A 24,518-nucleotide genomic window follows, 5' to 3' on the forward strand; every position below is an offset into this window, starting at 1 on the left:
CCACCTCAGGCGCGTATCAGCACCAGCGCCTGATCGAACGCCTGCAGGAACCGGTTCACCACTCCCCGGTCCCGTACAGCGATCCGCACCCACTCCTCGCCCAGCCCCGGAAACGTGTCCCCCCGTCGTACCGCGTAACCGAGCGCCCGCAGGTGCCGCCGCACGGCGGCCGCGCCCGGCATCCGCACCAGCACGAACGGCCCCTCGGCGGGCTCCACCACCCGTACCCCCTCCGGCGCGAACTCCGCGAGCCCGGCCACCAGATGGGCCCGGTCCGCCGCGATCCGGTGCGCCGCGTGCGCCGCCTCCGCCAGCGCCCGCGGCGCCACACACGCCTCGGCCGCCGCCAGCGCGGGCGTCGACACCGGCCACAGCGGCTGGACCCGCGCCAACTCGTCGATGATCTCCGGCGCGGCCAGCACGTAGCCGATCCGCAGCCCGGCCAGCCCCCAGGTCTTCGTCAGACTCCGCAGCACCACCAGACCCGGCACGTCGGTCCGCCCGGCCAGCGCCTCCCGCTCACCGGGCACCGCGTCCAGGAACGCCTCGTCGACCACCAGCGTCCGTCCGGGCCGGGCGAGACGGACGATCGCCTCGGCCGGATGCAGCACCGACGTGGGGTTGGTCGGGTTGCCGATCAGCACCAGGTCGGCGTCCTCGGGCACCGCCGCCGGATCCAGCCGGAAGCCGTCCGCCTCCCGCAGCAGCACCCGGTCCACGGTGTGCCCGGCGTCCCGCAGCGCCGCCTCCGGCTCGGTGAACTGCGGATGGACCACCACCGGCCGCCGCACCTTCAGCGCCCGCGCGAGCAGCACGAACGCCTCCGCCGCACCCGCCGTCAGCAGCACCCGCTCCACCGGCAGCCCGTGCCGCCCCGCCACCGCCGCCCGCGCCCGCCGCCCGTCGGGATACGCGGCGAGCCCGCCCAGCGACCCGGCGATCCGCTCCCGCAGCCAGACCGGGGGAGTGCCGCTGCGCACGTTGACGGCGAGGTCGACGAGGGCGGAACCGTCGTCACGGACCTCCACGTCGCCGTGGTGCCGCAGGTCGTGGCCGCCCCCGGAACCGTCGTCAGTGTGCATGGGCATGTCCGCCATGGTGGTGGTGCCCGTGGCCGTGCGGGTGGCCCTCGTCGTCCGGGTGGAAGTGCGGCTGCTGCGGCAGGCCCACCTTGTCCTCGAAACCGGGCAGCGCGATCCGGTACACGCACGAGTCGCAGTTCATCCGCAGATCACCCTCGACCGCCTCCCGGTACCGCTCCATCACCAGGTCGAGCAGCTCCGGCTCGGGCCCGATGACGTCCGCCGAACGCACCTCGACCTGCGGGTGCGCGTCCGCCCACCCCTCGGTCTGCTGCCGCACCCGGTCCGGCAGGATCCCGGTGAACAGAAAGTACGGCAGCACCACGATCCGGCGCGCCCCCAGTTTCAGACACCGGTCGAGCCCGCTGGGCACGTCCGGCGCGGCCAGCGACACGAACGCGGTCTCGACACCGGCGTAGCCGCGCCCCTCCCACAGCAGCCTGGCCGCCTTGTGCACCTCGGCGTTGGCGTCGGGGTCGGTGGAACCCCGGCCCACCAGCAGCACGGTCACGTCGGCGCGGTCCTCGGCGGCCCGCGCGGCACCGCCCAGCGCCTCGTCCAGGCGCCGCTCCAGCACGGCCAGCAGCGAGGGGTGCGGGCCCAGCGGACGCCCGTACGTGTAGGAGATCCCCGGGTGCCGCTCCTTCTCCCGGGCCAGCGCGGCCGGGATGTCCCCCTTGGCGTGGCCGGCGGAGACCAGCATCAGCGGTACGGCGGCGAACCGTCGTACCCCCTGCTCCACCAACTCGGTGACGGCGTCGCCGAGCGGCGGCGGCGACAGCTCGATGAAGCCGCCGGCGACGGGCAGTTCGGGGTGGCGGCGGCCCAGCTCCCGGACGAAGTCACGGAACGCCTCGGCGCCGGCGTCGTCCCGGGTGCCATGGCCGGCGATGAGCAGGGCGGGCGGGGTGGTCACAGGGTCTCCTCGGAAGTGGGGTGGTACAGCAGGGCGTTGAGTGCGGCGGCGGCGACCGCCGAGCCGCCCTTCTCGGACACGTTGCTGACGGCGGGCAGTCCGCTGGCGCGCAGCGCCGCCTTGGACTCGGTCGCGCCGACGAAACCGACGGGCAGCCCGATGACGAGCGCGGGGGAGGCGTCCAGCGTCAGCAGCTCCTCCAGGGCGGTCGGCGCGTTGCCGATCACCCACAGGGCGCCGGGCCCGACCTGTTCGTAGGCGAGCCGGATCGCGTGCGCCGAACGGGTCAGCCCGGGACCGGACTCGGCGTCGCGCAGCCGGCACACGGTCTTGCGGCGGGTGATGCCGGCGGCGACCATCTCCACGTCCACGACGACCGGCGCCCCGGCGTGCAGCGCCGCATGCGCCCGCACCAGGTCGTCCTCGTCGGTCACCAGGTCGGTCGCGTACTCCAGGTCGGCGGCGGAGTGGACGACCCGCTCCACCACCGCCCGGGTCAGCGGCGGGAAGTGCGAGGTGTCCAGGCGGGCCCGCAGCCGCCGGTAGGACTCCTGCTCGATGGGGTGGACGACTCGGTTCACGGGGCCTCCTCCGGGGAGCCTTCCTGCCAGCGGTAGCCGCGCGGGGTGACCATGCGCCCGGCGATGTTCCTGGTCGCCGTGTTGCCCACGGTCACGACGGTCATCATGTCGACCCACGCCGGGTCGACGGCGCCCAGGGTGGTCAGCCGGCTCGACTCGTCGGGGCGCGAGGCGTTGCGCACGACACCGACCGGCGTCGTCGGGGCCCGGTGCCCGGCGAGGATCGCCAGCGCCTTGGGCAGCTGCCAGTCACGGCCCCGGGAGCGCGGGTTGTAGAACGTCACCACGAGGTCCGCCTCGGCCGCCGCGCGTACCCGCCGTTCGATGACCTCCCACGGGGTGTGCAGGTCGGACAGGCTGATCGAGACGTGGTCGTGGCCCAGCGGCGCACCCAGGACCGCCCCGGCCGCGAGCGCCGCGGTGACCCCCGGCACCCCGATCACGTCGATGTCGTCGGAGGCCTCGGCGAGCGCGGGCGAGGCCATGGCGTACACGCCCGCGTCCCCGCTGCCGATCAGCGCCACGGCGTGCCCGGCCCGCGCCTCGGCGACCGCCGTGCGCGCCCGCTCCTCCTCGGCCCCGAGCCCCGACTCCAGGATCCGGGTACCGGGCCGCAGCAGGTCGCGGATCTGGTCGACGTACTGGTCGAGGCCCACCAGCACGGCGGCGCGCCGCAGTTCGGCCCTGGCCCGCGGGGTGAGCAGATCCCGGGCACCGGGCCCGAGCCCGACCACCGCGAGCCGCCCGCGTGCGGGACGCCGTACGACGGCACAGGTCGCCATCGCGGGCCTGCCGTCGGCACGGACCGACTTCCGCTTGGGCACGAGGAGTTCGCCCCCGCGCAGCAGCGCAGCGGCCTCGGCGACGGACGGGGTGCCGACGGCGGCGAGCGGCGCGTCGGAGGGGTTGGGCACCGCCACCCGCGCCAATTCCTCGGCGGAGTACGTCACCAGGGGCACGCCGAGCCGCTCGGCCGCCGTGACGATCCCCGGCTCCCCGGCCTTGGCGTCGACGGTGGCGACCTCGGCGACGCTCCGCGCGGACAGCCCCGCGTCCCGCAGGGCGCCCTCGATCAGTGCGAACACCTCGTCGGCCGGGGCCCCGCCGGAGGCGCCCACGCCGACGACGAGGGACGGCGGGCGCAACAGCACCTCGCGCTCGCCGGGTTCCACGGCACGGTCGGTCAGCCGGACGGTGTACGCACCCTCCGCCGCCAGCGGCAGCGGGGGCAGCGGCCACGCCGACTCGGCGCGCAGCGCCACCGGTTCACCGTCGAGCAGGGCCCGCGACACGGTCGCCACCGAGCCCTCCACCGGGAAGCCGAGGGTGTCCAGGCCGGCCAGTCCGACGGAGTCTGTGGCCGTCGTCACCACCGGCTGCGCGGCGAGCAACTCGCCCACCTCGTCGGCGAGTTCGTTCGCCCCGCCGCCGTGGCCGCCGACCAGCGACACGGCGAACCGGCCGCCCTCGTCGACGCACACCACTCCCGGGTCGGTGGCCTTCCCGCCCAGCAGCGGGGCGATCAGCCGCACCACCGCGCCCGTGGCCAGGAAACACACCAGCTGCTCGCACTCCGCGAACGCCGACCGGACGGCGTCCCCTACGGGACCCTCGTACACCCGCGTGCGGTCCGGCCATGCCGCGGCCAGCCGGTCGCGTGCCGCCGCCCCCGCCGCGGTGGCGGAAATGAGGCCGATCACTGAGCAACTCCTTCGTCGGATTCTTCCAGGACGGGGGTTCGGGTCCCCCACAGCAGGAACACGGGGTTGGTGGCCGCCAGCCGGGTCACGTCACCGGGCAGCGGCGCGAGCCGCGACGACTGCAGCAGCACCCCGTCGCAGGAGAACCCGGCGCCGGTCAGTGCCTCGCGCGCCGCCGGTACCCGGTCCAGGGCGGCCATCGCGACCACCACCGTCCGCCGGGCCCGCAGCGCGCACGCGGTGACGACGGCGGGCAGCTCGGCCCCGCCCCCGCCGACGAACACGGCGTCGGGGTCGGGAAGTTCGTCCAGCACCTCGGGCGCCGAGCCGTGCCGCACGTCCACGTACACGCCGTGACTCAGGGCGTTCGCGGCGATCCGCGCCACCCCGTCGGCCGCCTTCTCCACGGCGACGGCGGCGGCGCCCAGACGCGCGCACTCCACGGCCACGGACCCGGAGCCCGCGCCGACGTCCCAGACCAGGTCACCGAGCCGGGGCCCGAGCCGGGCCAGGGCCAGCGCACGCACCTCGAACTTGGTGATCATCGAGTCGCGGTGCGCGAACTCGTCCTCCGCCAGGGCCCACCCGGCGGGCCCGGCGGCCGCCCCGGCCACCGTACGGACACCGCCGAGCGCCCGCGTCCGGTCGAGGCACAGCACCACGCTGACGTCGCTGCCCCACTCCCGGGCGGCGGCCTCGGCCGGCGTGACCCACTCCACCCGCTCCCGCACGGATCCGAGCGCCGACGCGACAACGAGGACCCGCTCGGCGGACCCCGACGCCCGGGCGCGCGCCGATGCGCAGGGGCGTGCTGCTGCCGGGTCGGGCGTCGATCCGAAGTCCGAGGCCGGCGCCTGGACGTGGGCCGCTGCCGACGCGGGGGCGGGCGCCGTGGCCGACGCCGGCGCCTGGGCGGGCGTCGACGCGGATGCGGACGCTGCCGCCCGGGCGGGCGTCGTCGCCGATTCCGACGCCGGGGCGGGCGCCGATGCCCTGCCGGAGGTGCCCAGCAGTGCTGCGGCCAGCTCCGCCGGGCCCGCTCCCGGTCCGGTCAGCACCGCCACCTTCGGGTGTGCCCGGCAGACGTTCACCGCCGTGCGGGACTCCCGCCCGTGGGCGCTCACCACCACCGCGTCGTCCCAGGGCAGCCCCACCCGTGCGAAGGCGGCGGCCACGGACGACACCCCGGCCCGCACCTGTAGCCGCTCCGCCCCGAAACGTTCCGCCAGCACCCGCACGACCCCGAAGAACCCAGGGTCGCCGGAGGCCAGCACGAGCACCCGGCTGCCCTTGTCCAGGTGCCGCCCGACGGCGTCGAGGGCCGGCGCCAGCGGGCCGAGCACGATCCGCTCGGCCCCCTCCGGCAGCCGTACCGCGTCCAGATGCCGGCGCCCGCCGACGACCAGCCCGGCACCGGCCGCCACGTCCGCGGGGAGCGGCGCCCCCGTCCCCGTACCGACGACCGTGATCACGTACTCGCCCCGCGTTCGCGCAGCGCCCGCCGGGCCTCGGGGTCGGCCTTGCGGAAGCCGTGGAAGTGGCCGGGGTGGTAGAGGTGCGAGCGGGTGCCGTGGGCGGCCAGGGCCGGGCCCACCAGGAAGAGGGTGTGCTTCCAGAGCTTGTGCTCCTTGACCGTCTCCTCCAGCGTCTCGATCGTGCACCGCACGATCAGCTCCTCCGGCCAGGTCGCCTGATAGGCGACGACGACCGGCGTCGACGTCGGGTAGCCGCCCTCCAGCAGCTCCCGCACCAGCTGCCCGCTGCGCGCGGCGGACAGGAAGACCGCCATGGTGGTGCCGTGGCGGGCGAACTCGCGCACCTCCTCGCCCGGCGGCATCGGGGTCTTGCCGCCGCCGAGCCGGGTGAGCACGACGGACTGCGCGACCTCGGGAATGGTCAGCTCGCGCTGGGCGAGTGCGGCCACCGCCGAGAAGGAGGAGACGCCCGGCACGATCTCGACCTCGACGCCGATCGCGGCACACCGGTCGACCTGCTCCTGGGTGCCGCCCCACAGGGCCGGGTCCCCGGAGTGGATCCGGGCGACCCGCAGCCCCTCGGCACGGGCCCGCTCGTAGACGGCGACGACGTCCTCCAGGGACATCGTCGCGGAGTCGAGGATCTCCGCGTCCTCGCGCGCGTGCTGGAGGACCTCCGCCTGGACCAGGCTGGCGGCCCAGATCACGACGTCGGCGTCGGCGATCGCGCGCGCGGCCCGGAACGTCAGCAGATCGGCGGCGCCGGGGCCGGCACCGACGAAGGTCACCTTGCCGGTGGGAGCGTCGCCGGAGGCGGCGGCATCGGCCATGGGAAATCGGTCCTCTCTGGACAAAAGGTGTTACTGGTGCTGCTGGATGTGCGCTGGAGCGGGTTGATCGGATAGCAAGGGCACATGGCGGTCTTCGTCGCGCTCGGCGCGTTCCTGATGACGCTGGCCGGCGGCTGGACGGCACAGCGTGTGACCGACCGTCGTCACCTGGTCCTGGGCCTGGCCGGCGGTCTGATGCTCGGGGTGGTCGGCCTCGACCTGCTGCCGGAGGCGCTGCGCGCGGCCGGCCGCGAGATCTTCGGGGTGCCGGCCGCCCTGCTCCTGTTCGTGGCCGGTTTCCTCCTGGCCCATCTGGTGGAGCGCACCCTCGCGGCCCGCCAGGCCGCGCACGGCGGCGACGAGCACGACCACCACCGGGCGCCCGAGGTGGGCCTGACGGCGGCCGGCGCGATGGTCGGGCACAGCGCCATGGACGGCGTGGCGATCGGCGCGGCCTTCCAGGTGGGCGGCGGCATGGGCGCGGCGGTGGCGATGGCCGTGATCGCGCACGACTTCGCGGACGGCTTCAACACGTTCACCATCACGAGCCTGTACGGCAACGCGCGCCGCCGGGCGATAGGCATGCTGATCGCGGACGCCTGCGCACCGGTCGTCGGCGCGCTGTCCACGATCTTCTTCCACATCCCGGAGGCCGTGCTCGGCGGCTATCTCGGCCTCTTCGGCGGCGTGCTGCTCTACCTGGCCGCCGCCGAGATCCTTCCCGAGGCCCACCACGAACACCCGGCCCGCTCGACGCTGCTGTGCACGGTGGCGGGCGCGGCGTTCATCTGGCTGGTGGTGGGCATCTCCGGCTGACGCCACGGCGCTCACAGCTTCCCGCCTCTCCCGGTGTCCCGGCGCGGCGGGGCGATCAGCGTGGAGAGGTACGGCAGCGGGGCACCGTCGAGCTCGGCGGCCGGCCGGATGGACTCCTCGTCCAGGCCCAGCGCCGACCCCCACACGGCGTCGTCGACCCGCCCGGTCTCCCGCAGCGCCGCCAGGACCGCACCGGCCTGCCGCCCGAACTTGTACGCCACGACCGTCCCCGGCCCGCCCAGCGCGTCCTTCAGCACCTCGGCGCCCGCCGTCACCGGGACGAGCGTCAGCGGCTCGGTCCCCTCGGTGAGAACGGCGCCGGACCGCGCGGCGAGATCCTGCATGGCGGTGATCCCGGGCACGGTCTCCACGACCACGCCCGGCACCAGGGCGGCGACGGTCTGCCCGAGATACGTGAACGTCGAATAGACGTTCGGGTCCCCGATGGTGGCGAACGCGACGGAGCCGTGCGCGCGCAGCAGCTCGGCGACCTTCGCGCCGGCCGCGTCCCAGGCGGCCTCCCGCCGCCCCCGGTCGCTGCGCTCGTTCAGCGCGAAGACGACCCGGACGACCTTCGCCGCGCCGACGTAGTGCAGCACGGTCGCCTCGGCGCGCCCCCGCTCCCCGCTGTCCATCACGGGTACGACGACGACCTCGGCCGCACGCAGGGCGTTGACCCCCTTGACGGTCACCAGTTCGGGATCACCGGGACCCACCCCGACTCCGACCAACCTGCTGCTCATGACGTCCGGCACCTCTCCACGAACCTACGGGCCACACCGGGCGTGGACGCCCAGTGCGTGTGCAGATAACTCGCGTGCACACCCTGCTGTACGAAACCCTCGACCCGCGGCCGCGGGGTGCGCACCCCCCACGCGGGCGCCGCACCGGCCCCCGGCTCGACCACGGTCCGGTGGAACTCGTGACCCCGCATCCGCGTCCCGGCCACGGCCAGGGCGCTGTCGCCCACGGCGACGGCGTCCCGGTACCCGAGCGTGAGCCGCTCCGACATCCGCGCACGCGCGTCCAGCACGCCGCACATCGGCAGTCCGTCGAGCTCCCGGCACAGGTAGAGCAGCCCGGCGCACTCGGCGGCGACCGGAGCGCCGCGCTCGGCGAGGGCGGCGATGTCCTTCCTGAGCGGCTCGTTGGCGGACAGCTCACCTCCGTACACCTCGGGAAACCCGCCTCCGACGACCAGCCCGCGCGTCCCGTCGGGGAGTCGCTCGTCGCGCAGCGGGTCGAACGGCACGACGTCGGCACCGGCGGCGGCGAGCAGTTCGGTGTGCTCGGCGTAGGAGAAGGTGAACGCGGCCCCGCCGGCGACGGCGACGCGCACCTTCGAGCGCACGGTGTCCGGCTGCGAGGAAGCCAGCGCCTCGGCCGCGTCCCAGGCCGCACCCGGCAACGCTCCCGCACTCCTCGCCAGCTCCAGCAGCGCCTCCAGGTCGCATCCGTCGGCGACCTGCGCGGCCATCGCCGCCACCGCCGCGACGGCGTCCCCCCGGCGCTCCGCCACCGGCACCAGCCCCAGGTGCCGCGACGGCGTCTCCACCTGGGCCACCCGCCGCAGCGCCCCGAACACCGGCACCCCGGAAGCCTCCAGCGCCTCCCGCAGCAACTCCTCGTGCCGGTCCGACGCCACCTTGTTCAGGATCACGCCCCCGACCCGCACCTGCGGATCCCACGACGCGAACCCGTGCACCAGCGCCGCCACGGACCGGGACTGCGAGGACGCGTCCACGACCAGCACCACCGGCGCCCGCAGCAGCTTCGCCACCTGGGCGGTGGACGCCAGCTCCCCTTCCCCCGCCGCCCCGTCGTACAGCCCCATCACGCCCTCGACGACGGCCAGATCACAGCCGCGCGCACCGTGCGCGAACAGCGGACCGACCAGCTCCGGCCCGCACAGGTACGCGTCGAGGTTCCGCCCCACCCGCCCGGTCGCGAGCGCGTGGTACCCGGGGTCGATGTAGTCCGGCCCGACCTTGTGCGGGGACACGGCGAGCCCCCGCGCGGCGAACGCGGCCATCAGCCCCGTGGCGACGGTGGTCTTGCCGCTGCCGGACGACGGCGCGGCGACGACCAGCCGAGGGACGGAAGACATCACCACTCGATGCCCCTCTGCCCCTTCTGCCCCACGTCCATCGGGTGCTTGACCTTGGACATGTCCGTGACGAGGTCGGCGACGGCGACCAGCTTCTCCGGGGCGTTGCGCCCGGTGATCACGACATGCTGGGTCCCCGGCCGGTTCCGCAGCACCTCGACCACCTCGTCGGTGTCCACCCACCCCCAGTGCATCGGGTACGCGAACTCGTCCAGCACGTACAGCTGGTACGTCTCGGCGGCGAGGTCCCGCTTGACCTGCTCCCAGCCCTCCCGGGCCTTCTCCTCGTTGTCCATCTGCGCGTCGCGCTGGACCCAGGACCAGCCCTCGCCCATCTTGTGCCAGGCGACGGTCCCGCCCTCCCCGGAGTCCCCGAGGACCCGCAGCGCCCGCTCCTCGCCGACCTTCCACTTCGCCGACTTGACGAACTGGAACACCCCGATCGGCCACCCCTGGTTCCAGGCCCGCAGCGCGAGCCCGAAGGCGGCGGTGGACTTGCCCTTCCCGACGCCCGTGTGCACGAGCACCAGCGGCCGGTTCCGGCGCTGACGGGTCGTCAGTCCGTCGTCCGGTACGACACTCGGCTGTCCCTGCGGCATTACGCGGCCCTCCTCTGCACGTCCTTCACCAGTCCGGCGATCGAGTCCGCCCGCAACTCGTCGAGCGTCACGGCCGTGCCGCCCAGTTCACCGGCGAGCTGCCCGGCGAGCCCCAGCCGCACCGGCCCCGACTCGCAGTCCACGACCACCGAGGCGATCCCGTCGGCCGCGAACAGCCGGGCCGCCCGCCCCGCGAGCGCGACCGGCTCGGGCCCGCCGGTGGCGCGTCCGTCGGTCACCACGACCACCAGCGCCCGCCGCGCCGGATCCCGCAACCGCTCCACCCGCAGCACGTCGTGCGCCTTGAGCAGCCCGGCAGCGAGCGGCGTACGGCCCCCCGTGGGCAGCGACTCCAGCCGGGCCGCCGCCGCGTCCACGGACGAGGTGGGCGGCAGCGCGACATCGGCCGCCGAGCCCCGGAAGGTCACCAGCCCCACCTTGTCCCGGCGCTGGTAGGCGTCGAGGAGCAGCGAGAGCACGGCACCCTTGACCGCGCTCATCCGCTGCCGGGCCGCCATCGACCCGGACGCGTCGACCACGAAGAGCACGAGGTTGCCCTCACGGCCCTCCCTGGCCGCCTGCCGCAGATCGTCCCGCCGCACCACGAGCCCGGGCCCCGAGCGGCCGCGGGCCCGCTGGTGCGGGGCGGCGGCCCGCACGGTCGCCGTCAGGTGCAGCTTGGTCAGGGCGCCCCGCGGCCGGCGGGCACCCGTGGTCCGCCCGTGCTCGGTCCGGGCCCGGGACCGCCGCCCGGCGGCCCCCTCGCCGATCCCCGGCACGCTCAGCACCTTGGTGCGAAAGGGCTCGGCGGCCCGGACGGGGGACTGCTCACCCGCCCCCGCGGCCTGCGGCTCGCCGTCCTCGCCCGCCTCGGGCCGGGCCCCGGTGTCGCCGCCCCGCGGGCCGCCGTCCTCGGGGGCCGGCCGGCCGCCACCGCCGCCGGGGCCGTCCGGATCCGGGTCGTCGTCGCGCTCGTCCTCGTCCTGCCCGGAGAACTCCGCCAGCGTCTCGTCCAGCCTGTCCTCGTCGAGGCCCGGCGCGTCGAAGGGGTTGCGCCGCCTGCGGTGCGGCAGTGCCAGCAGCGCGGCCTGCCGTACGTCCTCGGCCAGCACCACGGTCCGGCCGGCCCACGCGGCGAGCGCGGTGGCGGTCCGCGCCATCACGATGTCGGCGCGCATCCCGTCCACCTCGAAGGCCGCACAGGTCGCCGCGATCTGCCGGAGCGCACCGTCGCCGAGCCGCACCGACGGCAGCAACTCACGTGCCGCCACGATCCGGTGCCTGACGGCCGCCTCCTCGTCGGCCCAGCGCGCCGCGAAACCGGCCGGGTCGTCGTCGTAGGCGAGCCGCCGCCGGACCACCTCCACCCGCAGGTCGGGCTCGCGGGAGGCGGCCACCTCCACCGTGAGCCCGAACCGGTCGAGCAACTGCGGACGCAGCTCGCCCTCTTCGGGGTTCATGGTGCCGACCAGCAGGAACCTGGCCGCGTGCCGCACCGAGACACCTTCGCGCTCCACGTACGACGCCCCCATCGCCGCCGCGTCCAGCAGCAGGTCGACCAGGTGGTCGTGGAGGAGGTTCACCTCGTCGACGTAGAGGATCCCGCGGTGCGCGTCGGCCAGCAGGCCCGGCTCGAAGGCCTTCACGCCCTCGGCCAGCGCCCGCTCGATGTCCAGTGCGCCCACCAGCCGGTCCTCGGAGGCGCCCACCGGCAGCTCGACCATGCGCGCCGGGCGGGACTCGAAGGCACCGGGCGGGTGGTGCGGGCCGTCCGGGCAGGACGGGTCGGGCGCGGCCGGGTCGCAGGAGAACCGGCAGCCGGCGACGACGTCCACGGGCGGCAGCAGCGCCGACAGGGCGCGGACCGCCGTCGACTTGGCGGTGCCCTTCTCGCCGCGCACCAGCACCCCGCCGACCGCCGGGGACACGGCGTTCAGCAGCAGCGCGAGCCGCAGGTCGTCCTGGCCGACGACGGCCGTGAACGGGAACGGGGTACTCACTTCTCGTCGCCCTCCAAGTCGCCTTCCAGCTCCAGATAGGTGGCGCGCAGCCGCTCCAGGGTGTCCGCGTCCGGCTCGGCCCACAGGCCTCGGTCGGCGGCCTCCAGGAGCCGTTCGGTGATCCCGCGCAGCGCCCACGGGTTGGACTTCTTCATGAAGTCCCGGTTCTCCGCGTCGAAGACGTACTCCGCGCTGAGCTTCTCGTACATCCAGTCGTCGACCACGCCCGCCGTGGCGTCGTAGCCGAACAGGTAGTCGACGGTCGCCGCCATCTCGAAGGCGCCCTTGTAACCGTGCCGGCGCATGGCCGCCATCCAGCGGGGGTTGACCACCCGGGCCCGGAACACGCGGTGCGTCTCCTCGCCCAGCGTGCGGGTCCGCACCTGGTCCGGTGTGGCCGAATCACCGACGTACGCCTCGGGGCTGGCGCCGGTCAGGTGGCGGACCATCGCGACCATGCCGCCGTGGTACTGGAAGTAGTCGTCGGCGTCCACGAGGTCGTGCTCGCGGGTGTCGACGTTCTTCGCGGCGACCGCGATCCGCCGGAACGCGGTCTCCATGTCCCCGCGCGCCGCCCGCCCGTCGAGCCCGCGCCCGTACGCGTAGCCGCCCCAGACCGCGTAGACCTCGGCGAGGTCCGCGTCGGAGCGCCAGTTGCGGGCGTCGATCAGCGGCAGCAGCCCGGCGCCGTACGCGCCCGGCTTGGAGCCGAAGACCCGGGCGGTCGCGCGCCGCCGGTCCCCGTGCCCGGCGGTGTCCTCGTCGGCGTGCGCCTTCACGTAGTTGGACCCGGCGGGCTCGTCCAGCTCGGCCACCGCCCGCACCGCGTCGTCGATCAGCCCGACCACGTGCGGGAACGCGTCCCGGAAGAAGCCCGAGATGCGGACCGTGACGTCGATGCGCGGCCGGCCCAGCTCGCCGAGCGGGATCACCTCGAAGCCGGTCACCCGCCGCGACGCCTCGTCCCACACCGGACGGCAGCCGAGCAGCGCCAGGATCTCCGCGATGTCGTCGCCCTGGGTGCGCATCGCGGAGGTGCCCCACACCGTCAGGCCGACCGACTTCGGGTACGCACCGGTGTCGCTCAGGTACCGCTGCACGAGCGAGTCCGCCAGCGACTGGCCGACCTCCCAGCTCAGCCGGGACGGAATGGCCTTGGGGTCGACCGAGTAGAAGTTCCGGCCGGTGGGCAGCACGTTGACCAGGCCCCGGGTGGGGGAGCCGGACGGGCCCGCCGGGACGTAACCGCCGTCCAGGGCGCGCAGGATGTGCCCGATCTCGTCCGTCGTCCGCGCCAGCCTCGGCACGACCTCGGTGCACGCGAACTCCAGCACCGCGACCGCGTCGGGCAGTTCGGTGCCCAGCACCTCCCGTACCAGCGGACGGCACCGGTCGAGGGCCCAGTCCCGCTGCTCCATGCCCTCCGCGACCCGGCGGCACAGCTGCTCCAGCAGGTCGATCGCGTCGGCCGCGGTGCGCGAGGGACCCTCGACCAGGTCCGTCAGCTCCACCGGCACCTTCACCGGCGCCCCCGGCTCGGCCAGCAACTCCTTCTCGACGAGCCCGAAGTGGGCCGCGAACGAGGCCCTGAGCCCCGGCAGCGCGTTGGCCTGACCGCCCCACACCTGCGAGGCCCGCAGCACGGCCAGCACCAGGTTCACCCGCGGCTCGCCGACCGGACCGCCGCCGAGGATGTGCAGACCGTCCCTGATCTGCACGTCCTTGATCTCGCAGAGGTAGCCGTCGATGTGCATGACGAACTCGTCGAAGTCGCCGTCGTCCGGCTGCTCGTCCACGTGCAGGTCGTGGTGGAGCTCGGCCGCCTTCACCAGCGTCCAGATCTGCGCCCGCACGGCCGGTGCCTTGGCCGGGTCCAGGTCGCTGACCAGCGCGTACTCGTCGAGCAGCTGCTCCAGCTTGGCCAGGTCGCCGTAGGTGTCGGCGCGGGCCATCGGCGGCACCAGGTGGTCGACGACGGTGGCGTGCCCGCGCCGCTTGGCCTGGGTGCCCTCGCCGGGGTCGTTGACGATGAAGGGGTAGATCAGCGGCAGGTCGCCGAGGACCGCGTCCGGCGCGCAGCCGGCGCTCAGCCCGAGGCCCTTGCCGGGCAGCCACTCCATCGTGCCGTGCTTGCCCATGTGCACGATCGCGTCGGCGCCGAAACTGTTCTCCAGCCACCGGTAGGCCGCCATGTAGTGGTGCGACGGCGGCATGTCCGGGTCGTGGTAGATCGCGATCGGGTTCTCCCCGAAGCCGCGCGGCGGCTGGATCATCACGACCACGTTCCCGAACCGCAGGGACGCGAGCACGATGTCGTCGCCGTCGACGTACAGGCTGCCCGGCGGCTCGCCCCACGCCTCGGTCATCGCGTCCCGCAGCCGCGGGTCGAGCTTCTCGAACCACGCCCGGTAGTCCGCCAGCGGCACCCGTGCGGGCGCGGCGGCCAGCTGCTCCTCGGTCAGCCACTCCACGTCGTGGCCGCCGGCCGCGATCAGCCGGTGGATCAGCTCGTCGCCCTCGGAGGGGTGTTCGTCGACCCCGTACCCGGCGTCCCGGAGCGCGTCCAGCACCCGCACCGCCGACGCGGGCGTGTCCAGGCCGACCGCGTTGCCGACCCGCGAGTGCTTGGTCGGGTACGCGGTGAAGACCAGCGCCACCTTCTTCTCGGCGTTCGGCTTGTGCCGCAGGCGTGCGTGCCGGACGGCGATCCCGGCGACGCGCCCGGCCCGCTCCGGGTCGGCGACGTAGACCGGGACGTCGGCTCCGTCGTCGACCCGCTCCTTGAAGGAGAACGGCACGGTGATCAGACGGCCGTCGAACTCCGGGATGGCGACCTGCATCGCCGCGTCCATCGGGGAGAGCGCGGCGTCCGACTCGTCCCAGGCGGCGCGCGAGGAGGTGAGGCACAGGCCCTGCAGCACCGGCACGTCCAGCTCGGCGAGCGCGCCGACGTCCCAGGCCTCCTCGTCACCGCCGGCCGAGGCCTGCGAGGCGTGCGTGCCGCCCGCGGCGAGGACGGTGGCCACCAGCGCGTCGGCCCGGCCCAGCAGCTCGTACAGTCCGGCGTCCGCCCCGCGCAGCGAACCGCAGTACACCGGGAGGGCGTTGGCGCCGTGCGCCTCGATCGCGTCGCACAGGGTGTCCACGAAGGCGGTGTTGCCGCTCAGTTCATGGGCCCGGTAGAAGAGCACGCCGACGGTCGGCCGGCCCTCGGTGAAGGGACGTTCGCCGTGCACGCCGAACGCGGGCATCCGCTGCGGCTCGACGAACCCCTCGCCGGTCAGCAGCACGGTGTCGGACAGGAACCGGGCCAGCTCGGTGAGGTTGGCGGGGCCGCCCTCGACCAGGTACCTGAGGGCCTCGGCCACCACCCCGGCCGGCACCGACGACTCGGCCATCAGCTCGGCGTCCGGCACCGCCTCGCCGCCCAGCAGCACGGTCGGGATCCCGGCGGCCCTGAGCGCGGCCAGCCCGTCCTCCCAGGCCCGCTTCCCGCCGAGCAGCCGTACGACGGCGATGTCCGCGCCCTCGACCAGCGCGGGCAGCTCCTCCGCGACGTCGAGGCGCGTCGGATTGCCGATCCGGTAGTCCGCACCGGTGGCGGCCCGGGCCGCCAGCAGATCGGTGTCGGCGGTCGACAACAACAACACTGTGCTCATGCGGGCGCTCCCGGTGGGATGAAAGGCAGTCCTTGCGGCGCGCCCGACTCGATGAGCCGCCAGAGCGCGTCCGTGTCCGCGTGCTGTTCGATCAGGTCGCCGAGCCGGTCGAGCTGCTCCTCGCGCAGCCCGGCGAACGAGGTGTCGGGGGCCGGCACGAACCGGCGGCCCGCGGCGGCGGCCACCTCGCGCAGGAAGGCCCGCCGGAAGCCGTCCGACTCCAGGGAGCCGTGCCAGTGGGTGCCCCAGGTCTGCCCGACCCGGCAGCCGTCCAGGAAGGGGGTTCCCCCGGTCACTTCGGCGACGCCGTGATGGATCTCGTACCCCTCGACGGGTTCGCCGAGGGCCTCGCCGACGGGCCGGGTCAGGGTCTTCTCCCGGGCGAACCGCACCCGGACGGGCAAAATCCCCAGGCCGTCCACGTGCCCCCGCCGGCTCTCGACCTCGTCCTCGATGTGCTCACCGAGGACCTGGAAACCGCCGCAGATGCCGAGGACCGGCCGTTGCTCGGCGGCCCGGCGCAGCAGCGCGTCCGCGAGGCCCCGCTCCCGCAGCCACTCCAGGGCCCGGACCGTCCCCCGCGTCCCCGGGATCACGACGAGATCGGCGTCGGCCAGTTCCTCGGGCCGGTCCACGAACCGCACCAGGACGCCCGGTTCGGCGGCCAGCGCGTCCACGTCCGTGAAGTTGGACATGAGGGGGATCGCGCAGACGGCGACCCGGAGCACGTCCTCGCCGACGGGCGGGGCGGTGTTCGACTCGCGGACGGTCCCCCGCAGGGAGACCCGGAGCCCGTCCTCCTCGTCGATGCCGAGGCCGTGCCGGAACGGCAGGACGCCGTACGTCCGCCGCCCGGTCAGCCCGTGCAGCATGTCGAGGCCGGGCTCCAGCAGGGAGACGTCGCCCCGGAACTTGTTGACGAGGAAGCCCGCGACGAGTTCCTGGTCCTCGGGCGAGAGCAGCGCGACGGTCCCGAAGAAGGAGGCGAAGACACCCCCGCGGTCGATGTCGCCGACCACCAGCACGGGCAGCCGCGCGTTGCGCGCGATCCCCATGTTCACGATGTCGGTCCGGCGCAGGTTGATCTCCGCCGGACTGCCCGCCCCCTCACAGATCACCGCGTCATACGTGCCCCGCAACTCGGCAAGACAGTCGAGCACGGTCCCGAGCAGCTTCTGCTGCCGCCCGCCGTGATACCCCCGCGCGCTCAGCTCACCGACCGGCTTCCCGAGCAGCACCACCTGACTGCTCCGCTCACCGCCGGGCTTGAGCAGCACGGGGTTCATCAGCGCGGTCGGCTCGATCCGGCAGGCCTGCGCCTGCATGGCCTGCGCCCGCCCGATCTCGGCGCCCTCGCGGGTGACGAAGGAGTTCAGGGACATGTTCTGCGCCTTGAACGGCGCGACCTTGACGCCCTGTCGTACGAGCCACCGGCAGACACCGGCGGTCACGACACTCTTGCCGGCGTCGGAGGTGGTTCCGGCCACCAGCAGCCCGCCGCCGTTCACGAGGAACCCCCCGCGCGCCGCGCGACCCGTCCCCGCAGCAGGGCCGCAGCCGCGCTCGCCCCCAGCGCCAGCCACCCCACGCGCCGTGACAGCCGCACGGCCCGCTCGATGTCCCCGGTCTCCACGCTCCGCCCCTCCCCGTTCAGCACCGGCCGGTGCTCGATGCGCCCCCCGTACGACAACGTCCCCCCGAGCCGCAGCCCCAACGCCCCCGCGAACGACGCCTCCACGGGCCCCGCGTTGGGACTGGGGTGCTTCGCCGCGTCGGCCCGCCAGGCCCGCAGCGCGCCTCTGGGGTCACTCCCGGCCACGGCGGCGAGTGCGGCGGTGAGCCGCGCCCCCGGCCATCCGGCCACGTCGTCCAGGCGTGCCGAGGCCCACCCGTAGCGCAGGTGGCGGGCCGACTTGTGACCGACCATCGCGTCCAGGGTGTTGACGGCCCGGAACCCGAGCAGCCCCGGCACTCCGCCCAACGCCCCCCACACCAGCGCGCCGACCACCGCGTCGCTGGTGTTCTCGGCGACGGACTCCACGACCGCCCGCGCGATCCCGTCGGCGTCCAGGGCCTGCGGATCCCGGCCGCACAGATGTGGCAGCCGGGCCCGGGCGGCCTCGACGTCCCCGGCCGCGAGGGCCCGTCCGATCTCCCGTGCCTCACGGGAGAGGGAAGTGCCGCCGACGACGGCCCAGGTGGCGGCGGCGGTGAGCGCGACGGACGCGGCGGTGGACGGCCGTGCCACCCGCTGGGCCACGGCACCCAGCGTCACGGCGCCGCCCGCGCACACGGCGGTGTGCAGCGCGCCCCAGCCGCGGTGGTCCCGCCACAGCACCCGCTCCACGGCCCCGGCCGCCCGCCCGAACGCGGCGACCGGATGCCCCCGGCGCGGATCGCCGAGCAGCAGATCACCGAGAAGGCCGGCGGCGGCGCCGTACGCGAAGACGCGATCGGCACCCATCGGCTCAGCCCGCCGCGGGGTCGGGGACGGGCCGGTTACTGCACCTCGGTCGGCAGCCGCGCATGGCGATATGTCCTCACTCAGGGTGTCCACGCCCTGGTTCGACGAGACCGGCGGTGAGAGTTCCTGGCTCCCGGGGATGGCTACCCCGGTGACAGTGGCGGGACCGCGCCGGACTCACACCGGCTTCCTCTCTTGCCGCCGTACATGGCTCCGGCAGTCCACCACGCCCCCGGAAGACCCGTCAACTTGCCGTTGACCTGCGAGGGGAGTGTGTGGGAAGGCCCACACCGGTGGTCCGGCGGGACTCCTGGGACATGCCGAAGGCTCCGCCGCGAACGGATCGGGGCGGAGCCTGGCGGCCCCGGGTCGGGCCGCTGTCGTGATCGGTGTGGATCGGTGTGGATCGGTGTGGATCGGTGTGGATCGGTGTGGATCGGTGTGGATCGGTGCGGTCGCGGCTCAGGCCTTCGCCACGATCAGGTGGATGCCGTACGCCACGGCCGCGGTGCAGGCCGCGAAGCAGAGGCAGGCGGCGGTCGCGGCCAGGGCCGCCGAGTTGCCCTGCGCGGTGGCCCGTTCGCGGGCGGAGAGGCCCTTGATGCCGAGCGTGAAGAGGGTCACCAGACCCACGGTGGCCACGAGGCTGACGCCGAAGACGGAGCCGATGGCTGCCCAGTCGATGTTCATGTCGGGTTGTGTTCCTCGGGGTCAGACGGTGGCGGCCGGGTCGGTCGCGGGAGCGGCGGGGGAGGGGATGGTGGCCGTGAGGCCCTCGGTCACCGTGCCCGCGGGCGGCGGGGTGACGGCGGCGATCGCCGCCGTCACCACACCGGCCGGCTCCTCGGTGCCGACGACGTTGCTGCTGTCCACGACCTCGCGGCGGGAGAGCTTCCAGATCGCGGCGCTCGCGGCCACCAGGAAGACGGCGACCGCGGCCGTGCCCCCGTCACCGAGGTCCGTCACGGACTCGGCGAGCGCGCCGACCAGCGCGGCGGCCGGGAGGGTGAGCACCCAGGCGACGACCATGCGGGTCGCGGTGGACCAGCGGACCGTGCCGCCCTTGCGGCCCAGGCCCGCGCCCATCACGGAACCGGAGACGACGTGCGTGGTGGAGAGGGAGAAGCCGAGGTGGGAGGAGGCCAGGATGGCGGTGGCCGCGCTGGTCTGGGCGGCGAAGCCCTGCTGCGGCTGGAGGTCCGTCAGGCCCGTGCCCATGGTGCGGATGATCCGCCAGCCGCCGATGTAGGTGCCCAGCGCGATGGCGAGGCCGGCGGAGAGGATGACCCAGGTGGGAGGGTTGGAGCCGGGGGCGATGGAACCGCCCGCGACGAGCGCGAGGGTGATGATGCCCATCGTCTTCTGGGCGTCGTTGGTGCCGTGGGCGAGCGAGACCAGGCCGGCGGAGGCGATCTGGCCGGCGCGGTAGCCCTTGCGGGTGGCCTCGTCCTCGGCGTTCTTCGAGAGCGTGTAGGACAGCCGGGTGGAGAGCAGTGCCGCGAGGCCCGCGACCACCGGGGCCGCGACCGCCGGGAGCAGGACCTTGGTGACGAGGACGTCGCCGTGGACCGCGCCGAAGCCGGCCGAGGCGACGGTGGCGCCGATCAGACCGCCCATGAGGGCGTGCGAGGAACTGGAGGGCAGGCCCACCAGCCAGGTCACCAGGTTCCAGAGGATCGCGCCGACCAGGGCGGCGAAGATGACCTCGGGACGGATGCCGTTCTCGTCGACGAGCCCCTTGGAGATCGTGTTGGCGACCTCCACGGAGAGGAAGGCGCCCACCAGGTTGAGCGCGGCGGACATGGTCACCGCGATCTTGGGCTTGAGCGCACCGGTCGAGATGGTGGTGGCCATCGCGTTGGCGGTGTCGTGGAAACCGTTCGTGAAATCAAACGCGAGTGCGGTTACCACCACAATCGCGAGGATCAGCGAGAAGCTTTCCATTTACCCAGGCAATCTTTCGAAGTCGTTGGCTGTTGGACCGTAGGCAACCTGGGTGAACGGCAGATGAACTGAGAGGGGCTTGAGGGTGTCAATGACGGGGGGTCGGCATTCCGCTTACGGCCCGGAGCCCAGTCGCCGCTTGGCCGGCGGCCCCCGTCGGCCGGCCGCGGCCGCCCTGTCGGGCCGCCGAAGAGATTCTGGTCACCCGGCGGGCCGCCCGGTGGCAGGATCGGGCCATGGCTGAGCAGCGGCGCGACGAGTGCGACGAACGGGACGGGCGCGACGAGCGCGACGGCGCACACGGTGTCCCGGAGCCCTCGGGACGCGAGGCGCTCGCGACGGAGGCCGACGCCTGGCGGGACCTCGTCGCCACCGCCCGCCGCACGGTGACCGACGGACTGGTCGTCGGCACCTCCGGCAACGTCTCGGTCCGCGTCGGCGACACCGTGCTGGTCACGCCGTCGGGCGTGCCGTACGACCGGCTCACCCCGGGCGACGTGACCGGCGTCGACCTCGACGGCCGGCAGGTCCTCGGCACCCTCCCGCCGACCAGCGAACTGCCGATGCACCTCGCCGTCTACCGCACCACCGACGCGGGCGCCGTCGTCCACACCCACGCCGTGCACGCGACGGCCGTCTCGACCCTCGTCCCGGAACTCCCGGCGATCCACTACATGTCCGCGGCCCTCGGCGGCCCCGTCCGGGTCGCCCCCTACGCGACGTACGGCACCGGCGAACTGGCCGAGAACATGCTCCGCGCCCTGGCCGGCCGCTCCGGCTGCCTCCTGCAGAACCACGGCACGGTCACCTACGGCACCACCCTCACCCAGGCCTACGACCGCACCGCCCAGCTCGAATGGCTCTGCCGCCTCTGGCTGACGGCGTCCGCGGTCCCGGGCCTGACCCCGACCCTGCTCTCCCCGGACCAGATGGCCTCGGCGGCGGAGAAACTGAAACGGTACGGCCGCCGGGAGGGGTGAACCCCGGCCTGGGGGGAATCCGGGTGCAGTGGCTTCGTCGATTCCTCCGTCCTCCGCTGGCCGACACCGCGGTCCGCCCCGACACTGGACAGGTGCGCCCAGTCAAAGTCACGGCCGCGGCCGTCGGTGCCGTACTCGCCGCCGGCGCGGCCGGTGTGGCCGCGGGGCGGCTCGCCAGTGACGCCGCGCTGAAGGCACCGCCCGGCCGGCCCCTGCCCACCGAACCCCGGCTCACCGTGCACGGCACCGCGGCCGGCCGCATCACCCTCACCCGCGACCTCGCCTCCCTGCGCCCCGGCACCTACGGCCTGGCCGGCGACGGCTCGCACGCGGTCGTCGGCGCCGTCATGGAGTCCGCCGCGAACACCGCCGACACGGTCGTACGACGGCTGGAACGGGTGACCCACGGCACCCTGGAGACCGGCGACAAGGTCTGGCTCACCGCCAACGTCCACGTCGGCAACCCGCAGACCGCCCTCGGCCTGGACCACGCCGACGTCGACATCCCCGGCGAACTCGGTCCGCTGCCCGCCTGGTTCGTACCCGGCGACCGGGACACCTGGGTGATCGCGGTGCACGGCCTCGGCACCACCCGCGAACACCCCATGAACGTCATGCGGTTCCTGAACAGCCGCCGGCTGCCGGTCCTCGCCCTCGCCTACCGCGGCGACCTCGGCGCCCCCCGCCCGCCGGACGGCCTGAACCACCTCGGCGAGAGCGAGTGGCGGGACCTGGACGCGGCGATCCGCTACGCCGTCCGCTACGGCGCCGGCCGCGTCGTCCTGTACGGCTGGTCCACCGGCGCCGCCATGGCGCTGCGCGCCGCCGCCCACTCCGCCCTGCGCGAGCGCGTCTGCGGTCTGGTCCTCGACTCCCCGGTGCTCAGCTGGGAGGCCACCCTGCGCGCCCTCGCCCAGGCCCGGCACACCCCCGAACCCCTGCTGCCGCTCGCGGTGCGTGCCGCCCAGGGCCGCGCCAACCTGCACGCCGACCGGATCGCGGACCCCCTCGACCCGGAACACCTCACTGTGCCCACCCTGATCATGCACGGACCGGACGACACCGTCGCCCCCTGGACGTACTCCCGGCGGCTCGCCGAGCGGCGTCCCGACCGGGTCGCCCTGCACACCGTCCCGGGCGCCCCGCACGGCGCGATGTGGAACCCCGACCCGAAGCAGTACGAGGAACGGCTGCGCCGCTTCCTCACCCCGCTGATGTGAGGGCACCCCCCTTCACCTGCTCGTCCCGCCCCGAGCCGGAGGCCCTGATTCCAGTCGGTGCCGGAGGTTCCGTTTAAGGCCGTACCACTGGCCTGAACATGTCTCCTCGCCTCCCCTCGGGGCCCGTGCGTTGGCCACCCCCGTCGCCCGCCGTGACATTCCGTTTGGGTTTTCGGACCGTCAACCGGAAGACTGCACCCGTGACGTCCCGTATCCCGCGCGACTCAAGGCTTCGACTCGTCCGAACGCGACCCCTGGCCGCCGCCCCCCGAGCGATGAACCAGCGGCCCGCGCGCCGCCCCGCACCCCGCCCGCCCGAGGGCACCCCGGCCCCCGCCGAGCTGGCCAGAATGGCGCGCTCGGGCCTGGCGGGAGCGGCCCGGGTCGCCCACTGGGCCGACGCGGCCCTCGGACCCGGGAGCGACGGCGCGACCGGCGACGGCAAGGCCACCCTCTCCGACGCGTCCGCCGAACGCGCGGCCGAGGACCTCGGCCTGACCGTCGCCCAGGTCCGCGCCGACTGGGACACCGCCCGGCTCGCCGGCCTGGTCGAGGTGCACGGCGACAGCGCGCGCCCCGGCTGGCGACTGCGCGCCTGGGACCGCGACGACAGCGCCGTCCTGCGCGGCTGGGTCGCTCTGTTCGACGCCTGGTCGCTCGCCCACCCCGAACCCACGGACGTCGAGCCGGCCGCCGTCGCCGAGGTCGTCTCGGCCATGCCCCAGGTGCTCTCCTTCCTCCAGCTGTCCGCCGGGCCCGTCCCGGTCGAGCAGCTCCTCGACCTGCTGCGGCAGCGGGTCACCGAACTGCGCACCGAGCGCTGCGAGGTGACCTACGACACCGAGACCGGCGCCGGGGCCGCCGGTCCGGTCGCCGCCGTGCCCGCCGTCGACGCGGGACCGGCGGACCGCGCGCCGGCCGAGGACCCCGCCCCCGCCGAGGAGGCCGAGCTCGCCCCCCTTCTCGACTGGTCCCTGTCCGCCCTCGGTTCCGTGGGCGCCCTCACCTACGGCGACGGCCAGGCCACCCTCACCCCGCTGGGCAGCTGGGCGGTCTGGGTCAAGCTGGAGCAGATCTGCGTCGCCGCGCAGAGCCCCGCCGGGAACATCGAGGTCGCCGCCGAGGAGATGCTGCGCGGCTGCGCCCAGCTCCGCCCCAACGCGGCCCGCGCCGAGTACCGCGCCTGGCTCGCCGCCCGCCCCGTCGGCGCCGCCGTCACCGAGCTGATCGACGCCGCCCGCGGCGAGGACGCCCTGCTGCGCGGCCTCGCCTTCGAGGCGCTGCGGGTCGTCGGAGCCCCCGCCGAACCGGACGTCCGCGCGGTCGTCGACGAGCCGACCCTCAGGCCGTACGCCCTGCTGTGGCTGGCCGAGCACGACGGGATCGACCCGGAGGACGCCCACGAGGTGCTCACCCGTGAAGAGGCGACCTGGCTCTGGGTCGACACGGCCGCCGCGGTCGCCGACCACGGTGAGGCGCCGCTGCTCGTCCGCCACCTGGAGTCGGCGCTGCAGCCCACCGTGCCCGCGCTGCTCGACGAGGTCCGTGCCGTCGGCCACCCGCGCACCGTGCAGGTGCTGGTCGCCCTGGCCGCGGCGCACCCGGATCCGGCGCTGGCCAAGGCCGTCCGCCGAGCCGCCTTCCAGGTGCACACCGGCGGCTAGGGCGCTGTCTCCGGGGCGTACGTGCCGAAGCTCCAGACGTTGCCCTCGATGTCCCGGGCCATGTAGTCCCGCGAGCCGTAGTCCTGGTCCGTCGGGGGCATCAGGATCTCGGCGCCGTGGTCCACGGCCCGCTGGTGGTGTGCGTCGACGTCGTCCACGACGATGTACACGCCGGTCGGGCCCGCGCCCTCCAGCGCCGCGTCGAAACGGCCGCCGCGGCCCTTGGAGCCCAGCATGACCGCGCCGTTGCCCTGCACCAGCTCGGCGTGCAGCACCATGCCGTCCTCGCCCTCGTACACCGACAGCTCGGTGAACCCGAGGGCCTCCGTCAGCTGCCTGATCGCCGCCTTCGCGTCCGTGTACAGCAGCGACGGATAGATGCTCGGCCGTCCGCCCGTGGTGCCCGCCATCCCGATCACTCCCTCGTGTGCCGGTCCCCCGAAGAGCCGTCGTCGAGCCGTCGTCCCGGCCTGCTCCACAG

General features: G+C 74.5%; 20 protein-coding genes and 1 riboswitch. Of the genes, 4 read left to right on the top strand and 16 right to left on the bottom strand.

The window, feature by feature from the left end; genetic code table 11:
• Positions 1-5: 5 nt before the first annotated feature.
• The 6 genes from cobC to cobM are packed head-to-tail and all read right to left on the bottom strand — an operon-like array spanning position 6 to position 6,584.
• Positions 6-1,082, bottom strand: coding sequence for an Rv2231c family pyridoxal phosphate-dependent protein CobC (gene cobC, locus AB0G52_RS32155; protein ID WP_132886981.1), 1,077 nt, complete (start codon positions 1,080-1,082; stop codon positions 6-8).
• Positions 1,072-1,998, bottom strand: coding sequence for a sirohydrochlorin chelatase (locus AB0G52_RS32160; protein ID WP_132886040.1), 927 nt, complete (start codon positions 1,996-1,998; stop codon positions 1,072-1,074). Before AB0G52_RS32160 ends, cobC begins: the two co-directional genes overlap by 11 nt.
• The gene (locus tag AB0G52_RS32165; RefSeq protein ID WP_132886039.1) at positions 1,995-2,579 is read right to left on the bottom strand and encodes a precorrin-8X methylmutase; all 585 of its coding nucleotides are present in this window, start codon (positions 2,577-2,579) and stop codon (positions 1,995-1,997) included. Before AB0G52_RS32165 ends, AB0G52_RS32160 begins: the two co-directional genes overlap by 4 nt.
• Positions 2,576-4,279: a precorrin-3B C(17)-methyltransferase gene (cobJ, locus tag AB0G52_RS32170; protein WP_361341189.1), complete on the bottom strand. Its 1,704-nt coding sequence runs from the start codon at positions 4,277-4,279 to the stop codon at positions 2,576-2,578. The genes AB0G52_RS32165 and cobJ overlap by 4 nt, the downstream gene beginning before the upstream one ends.
• Entirely contained in the window at positions 4,276-5,751 is a 1,476-nt protein-coding gene (gene cbiE / locus AB0G52_RS32175; protein WP_361341192.1) for a precorrin-6y C5,15-methyltransferase (decarboxylating) subunit CbiE, read from the bottom strand. Before cbiE ends, cobJ begins: the two co-directional genes overlap by 4 nt.
• Positions 5,748-6,584 carry a precorrin-4 C(11)-methyltransferase gene (gene cobM, locus AB0G52_RS32180; protein WP_132886036.1) on the bottom strand — a complete coding sequence of 279 codons (837 nt, stop codon included), beginning with the start codon at positions 6,582-6,584 and terminating at the stop codon, positions 5,748-5,750. The genes cbiE and cobM overlap by 4 nt, the downstream gene beginning before the upstream one ends.
• 84 nt (positions 6,585-6,668) lie before the next feature.
• Between cobM and AB0G52_RS32185 the strand changes: the two genes are divergently transcribed.
• Positions 6,669-7,400, top strand: a complete 732-nt coding sequence (locus tag AB0G52_RS32185; protein WP_132886035.1) for a ZIP family metal transporter — start codon at positions 6,669-6,671, stop codon at positions 7,398-7,400.
• An 11-nt stretch (positions 7,401-7,411) separates the two neighbouring features.
• Here AB0G52_RS32185 and cobI read toward each other — a convergent pair whose 3' ends face one another.
• The 9 genes from cobI to AB0G52_RS32230 form a co-directional block, all read right to left on the bottom strand.
• On the bottom strand, positions 7,412-8,143 hold the full coding sequence (gene cobI, locus AB0G52_RS32190; RefSeq protein ID WP_361341196.1) for a precorrin-2 C(20)-methyltransferase: 732 nt from the start codon (positions 8,141-8,143) through the stop codon (positions 7,412-7,414).
• Positions 8,140-9,507, bottom strand: coding sequence for a cobyrinate a,c-diamide synthase (locus tag AB0G52_RS32195; protein ID WP_361341199.1), 1,368 nt, complete (start codon positions 9,505-9,507; stop codon positions 8,140-8,142). Before AB0G52_RS32195 ends, cobI begins: the two co-directional genes overlap by 4 nt.
• Entirely contained in the window at positions 9,507-10,106 is a 600-nt protein-coding gene (cobO, locus tag AB0G52_RS32200; protein WP_361341202.1) for a cob(I)yrinic acid a,c-diamide adenosyltransferase, read from the bottom strand. Before cobO ends, AB0G52_RS32195 begins: the two co-directional genes overlap by 1 nt.
• Positions 10,106-12,106, bottom strand: a complete 2,001-nt coding sequence (locus AB0G52_RS32205; protein WP_361341205.1) for a putative cobaltochelatase — start codon at positions 12,104-12,106, stop codon at positions 10,106-10,108. The genes cobO and AB0G52_RS32205 overlap by 1 nt, the downstream gene beginning before the upstream one ends.
• The gene (gene cobN, locus AB0G52_RS32210) at positions 12,103-15,765 is read right to left on the bottom strand and encodes a cobaltochelatase subunit CobN (RefSeq protein WP_361341208.1); all 3,663 of its coding nucleotides are present in this window, start codon (positions 15,763-15,765) and stop codon (positions 12,103-12,105) included. Before cobN ends, AB0G52_RS32205 begins: the two co-directional genes overlap by 4 nt.
• A complete protein-coding gene (locus AB0G52_RS32215; RefSeq protein WP_361341211.1) occupies positions 15,762-17,273 on the bottom strand; it encodes a cobyric acid synthase in 1,512 nt (503 codons plus the stop codon). Before AB0G52_RS32215 ends, cobN begins: the two co-directional genes overlap by 4 nt.
• Positions 17,270-18,229, bottom strand: coding sequence for a cobalamin biosynthesis protein (locus tag AB0G52_RS32220; RefSeq protein ID WP_132886029.1), 960 nt, complete (start codon positions 18,227-18,229; stop codon positions 17,270-17,272). Before AB0G52_RS32220 ends, AB0G52_RS32215 begins: the two co-directional genes overlap by 4 nt.
• 99 nt (positions 18,230-18,328) lie before the next feature.
• Positions 18,329-18,471: riboswitch (cobalamin riboswitch) on the bottom strand.
• 220 nt (positions 18,472-18,691) lie between these two features.
• Complete coding sequence (locus tag AB0G52_RS32225; protein WP_132886028.1) at positions 18,692-18,919, bottom strand: hypothetical protein; 228 nt, start codon at positions 18,917-18,919, stop codon at positions 18,692-18,694.
• A gap of 21 nt (positions 18,920-18,940) precedes the next feature.
• Positions 18,941-20,173 carry an inorganic phosphate transporter gene (locus AB0G52_RS32230; protein WP_361341216.1) on the bottom strand — a complete coding sequence of 411 codons (1,233 nt, stop codon included), beginning with the start codon at positions 20,171-20,173 and terminating at the stop codon, positions 18,941-18,943.
• A gap of 236 nt (positions 20,174-20,409) precedes the next feature.
• Here AB0G52_RS32230 and AB0G52_RS32235 point away from each other — a divergent pair, with 236 nt between their 5' ends.
• The 3 genes from AB0G52_RS32235 to AB0G52_RS32245 all read left to right on the top strand — a co-directional run bounded on the left by AB0G52_RS32235 (position 20,410) and on the right by AB0G52_RS32245 (position 24,037).
• Positions 20,410-21,153, top strand: a complete 744-nt coding sequence (locus tag AB0G52_RS32235; protein ID WP_132886026.1) for a class II aldolase/adducin family protein — start codon at positions 20,410-20,412, stop codon at positions 21,151-21,153.
• Between the two features lie 92 nt (positions 21,154-21,245).
• Positions 21,246-22,373 (top strand): alpha/beta fold hydrolase, encoded by a 1,128-nt coding sequence (locus tag AB0G52_RS32240; protein ID WP_132886025.1) that lies wholly within the window; start codon positions 21,246-21,248, stop codon positions 22,371-22,373.
• A 275-nt stretch (positions 22,374-22,648) separates the two neighbouring features.
• Positions 22,649-24,037 carry a hypothetical protein gene (locus tag AB0G52_RS32245; RefSeq protein ID WP_132886024.1) on the top strand — a complete coding sequence of 463 codons (1,389 nt, stop codon included), beginning with the start codon at positions 22,649-22,651 and terminating at the stop codon, positions 24,035-24,037.
• On the opposite strand, the gene AB0G52_RS32250 is transcribed toward AB0G52_RS32245, so the two are convergent.
• Positions 24,034-24,447: a VOC family protein gene (locus tag AB0G52_RS32250; protein WP_165939218.1), complete on the bottom strand. Its 414-nt coding sequence runs from the start codon at positions 24,445-24,447 to the stop codon at positions 24,034-24,036. The two genes, AB0G52_RS32245 and AB0G52_RS32250, sit on opposite strands and share 4 nt — an antisense overlap.
• Positions 24,448-24,518 lie beyond the last annotated feature (71 nt).

It is taken from the genome of Streptomyces sp. NPDC021562 (assembly GCF_040640875.1).
Classification (GTDB): domain Bacteria; phylum Actinomycetota; class Actinomycetes; order Streptomycetales; family Streptomycetaceae; genus Streptomyces.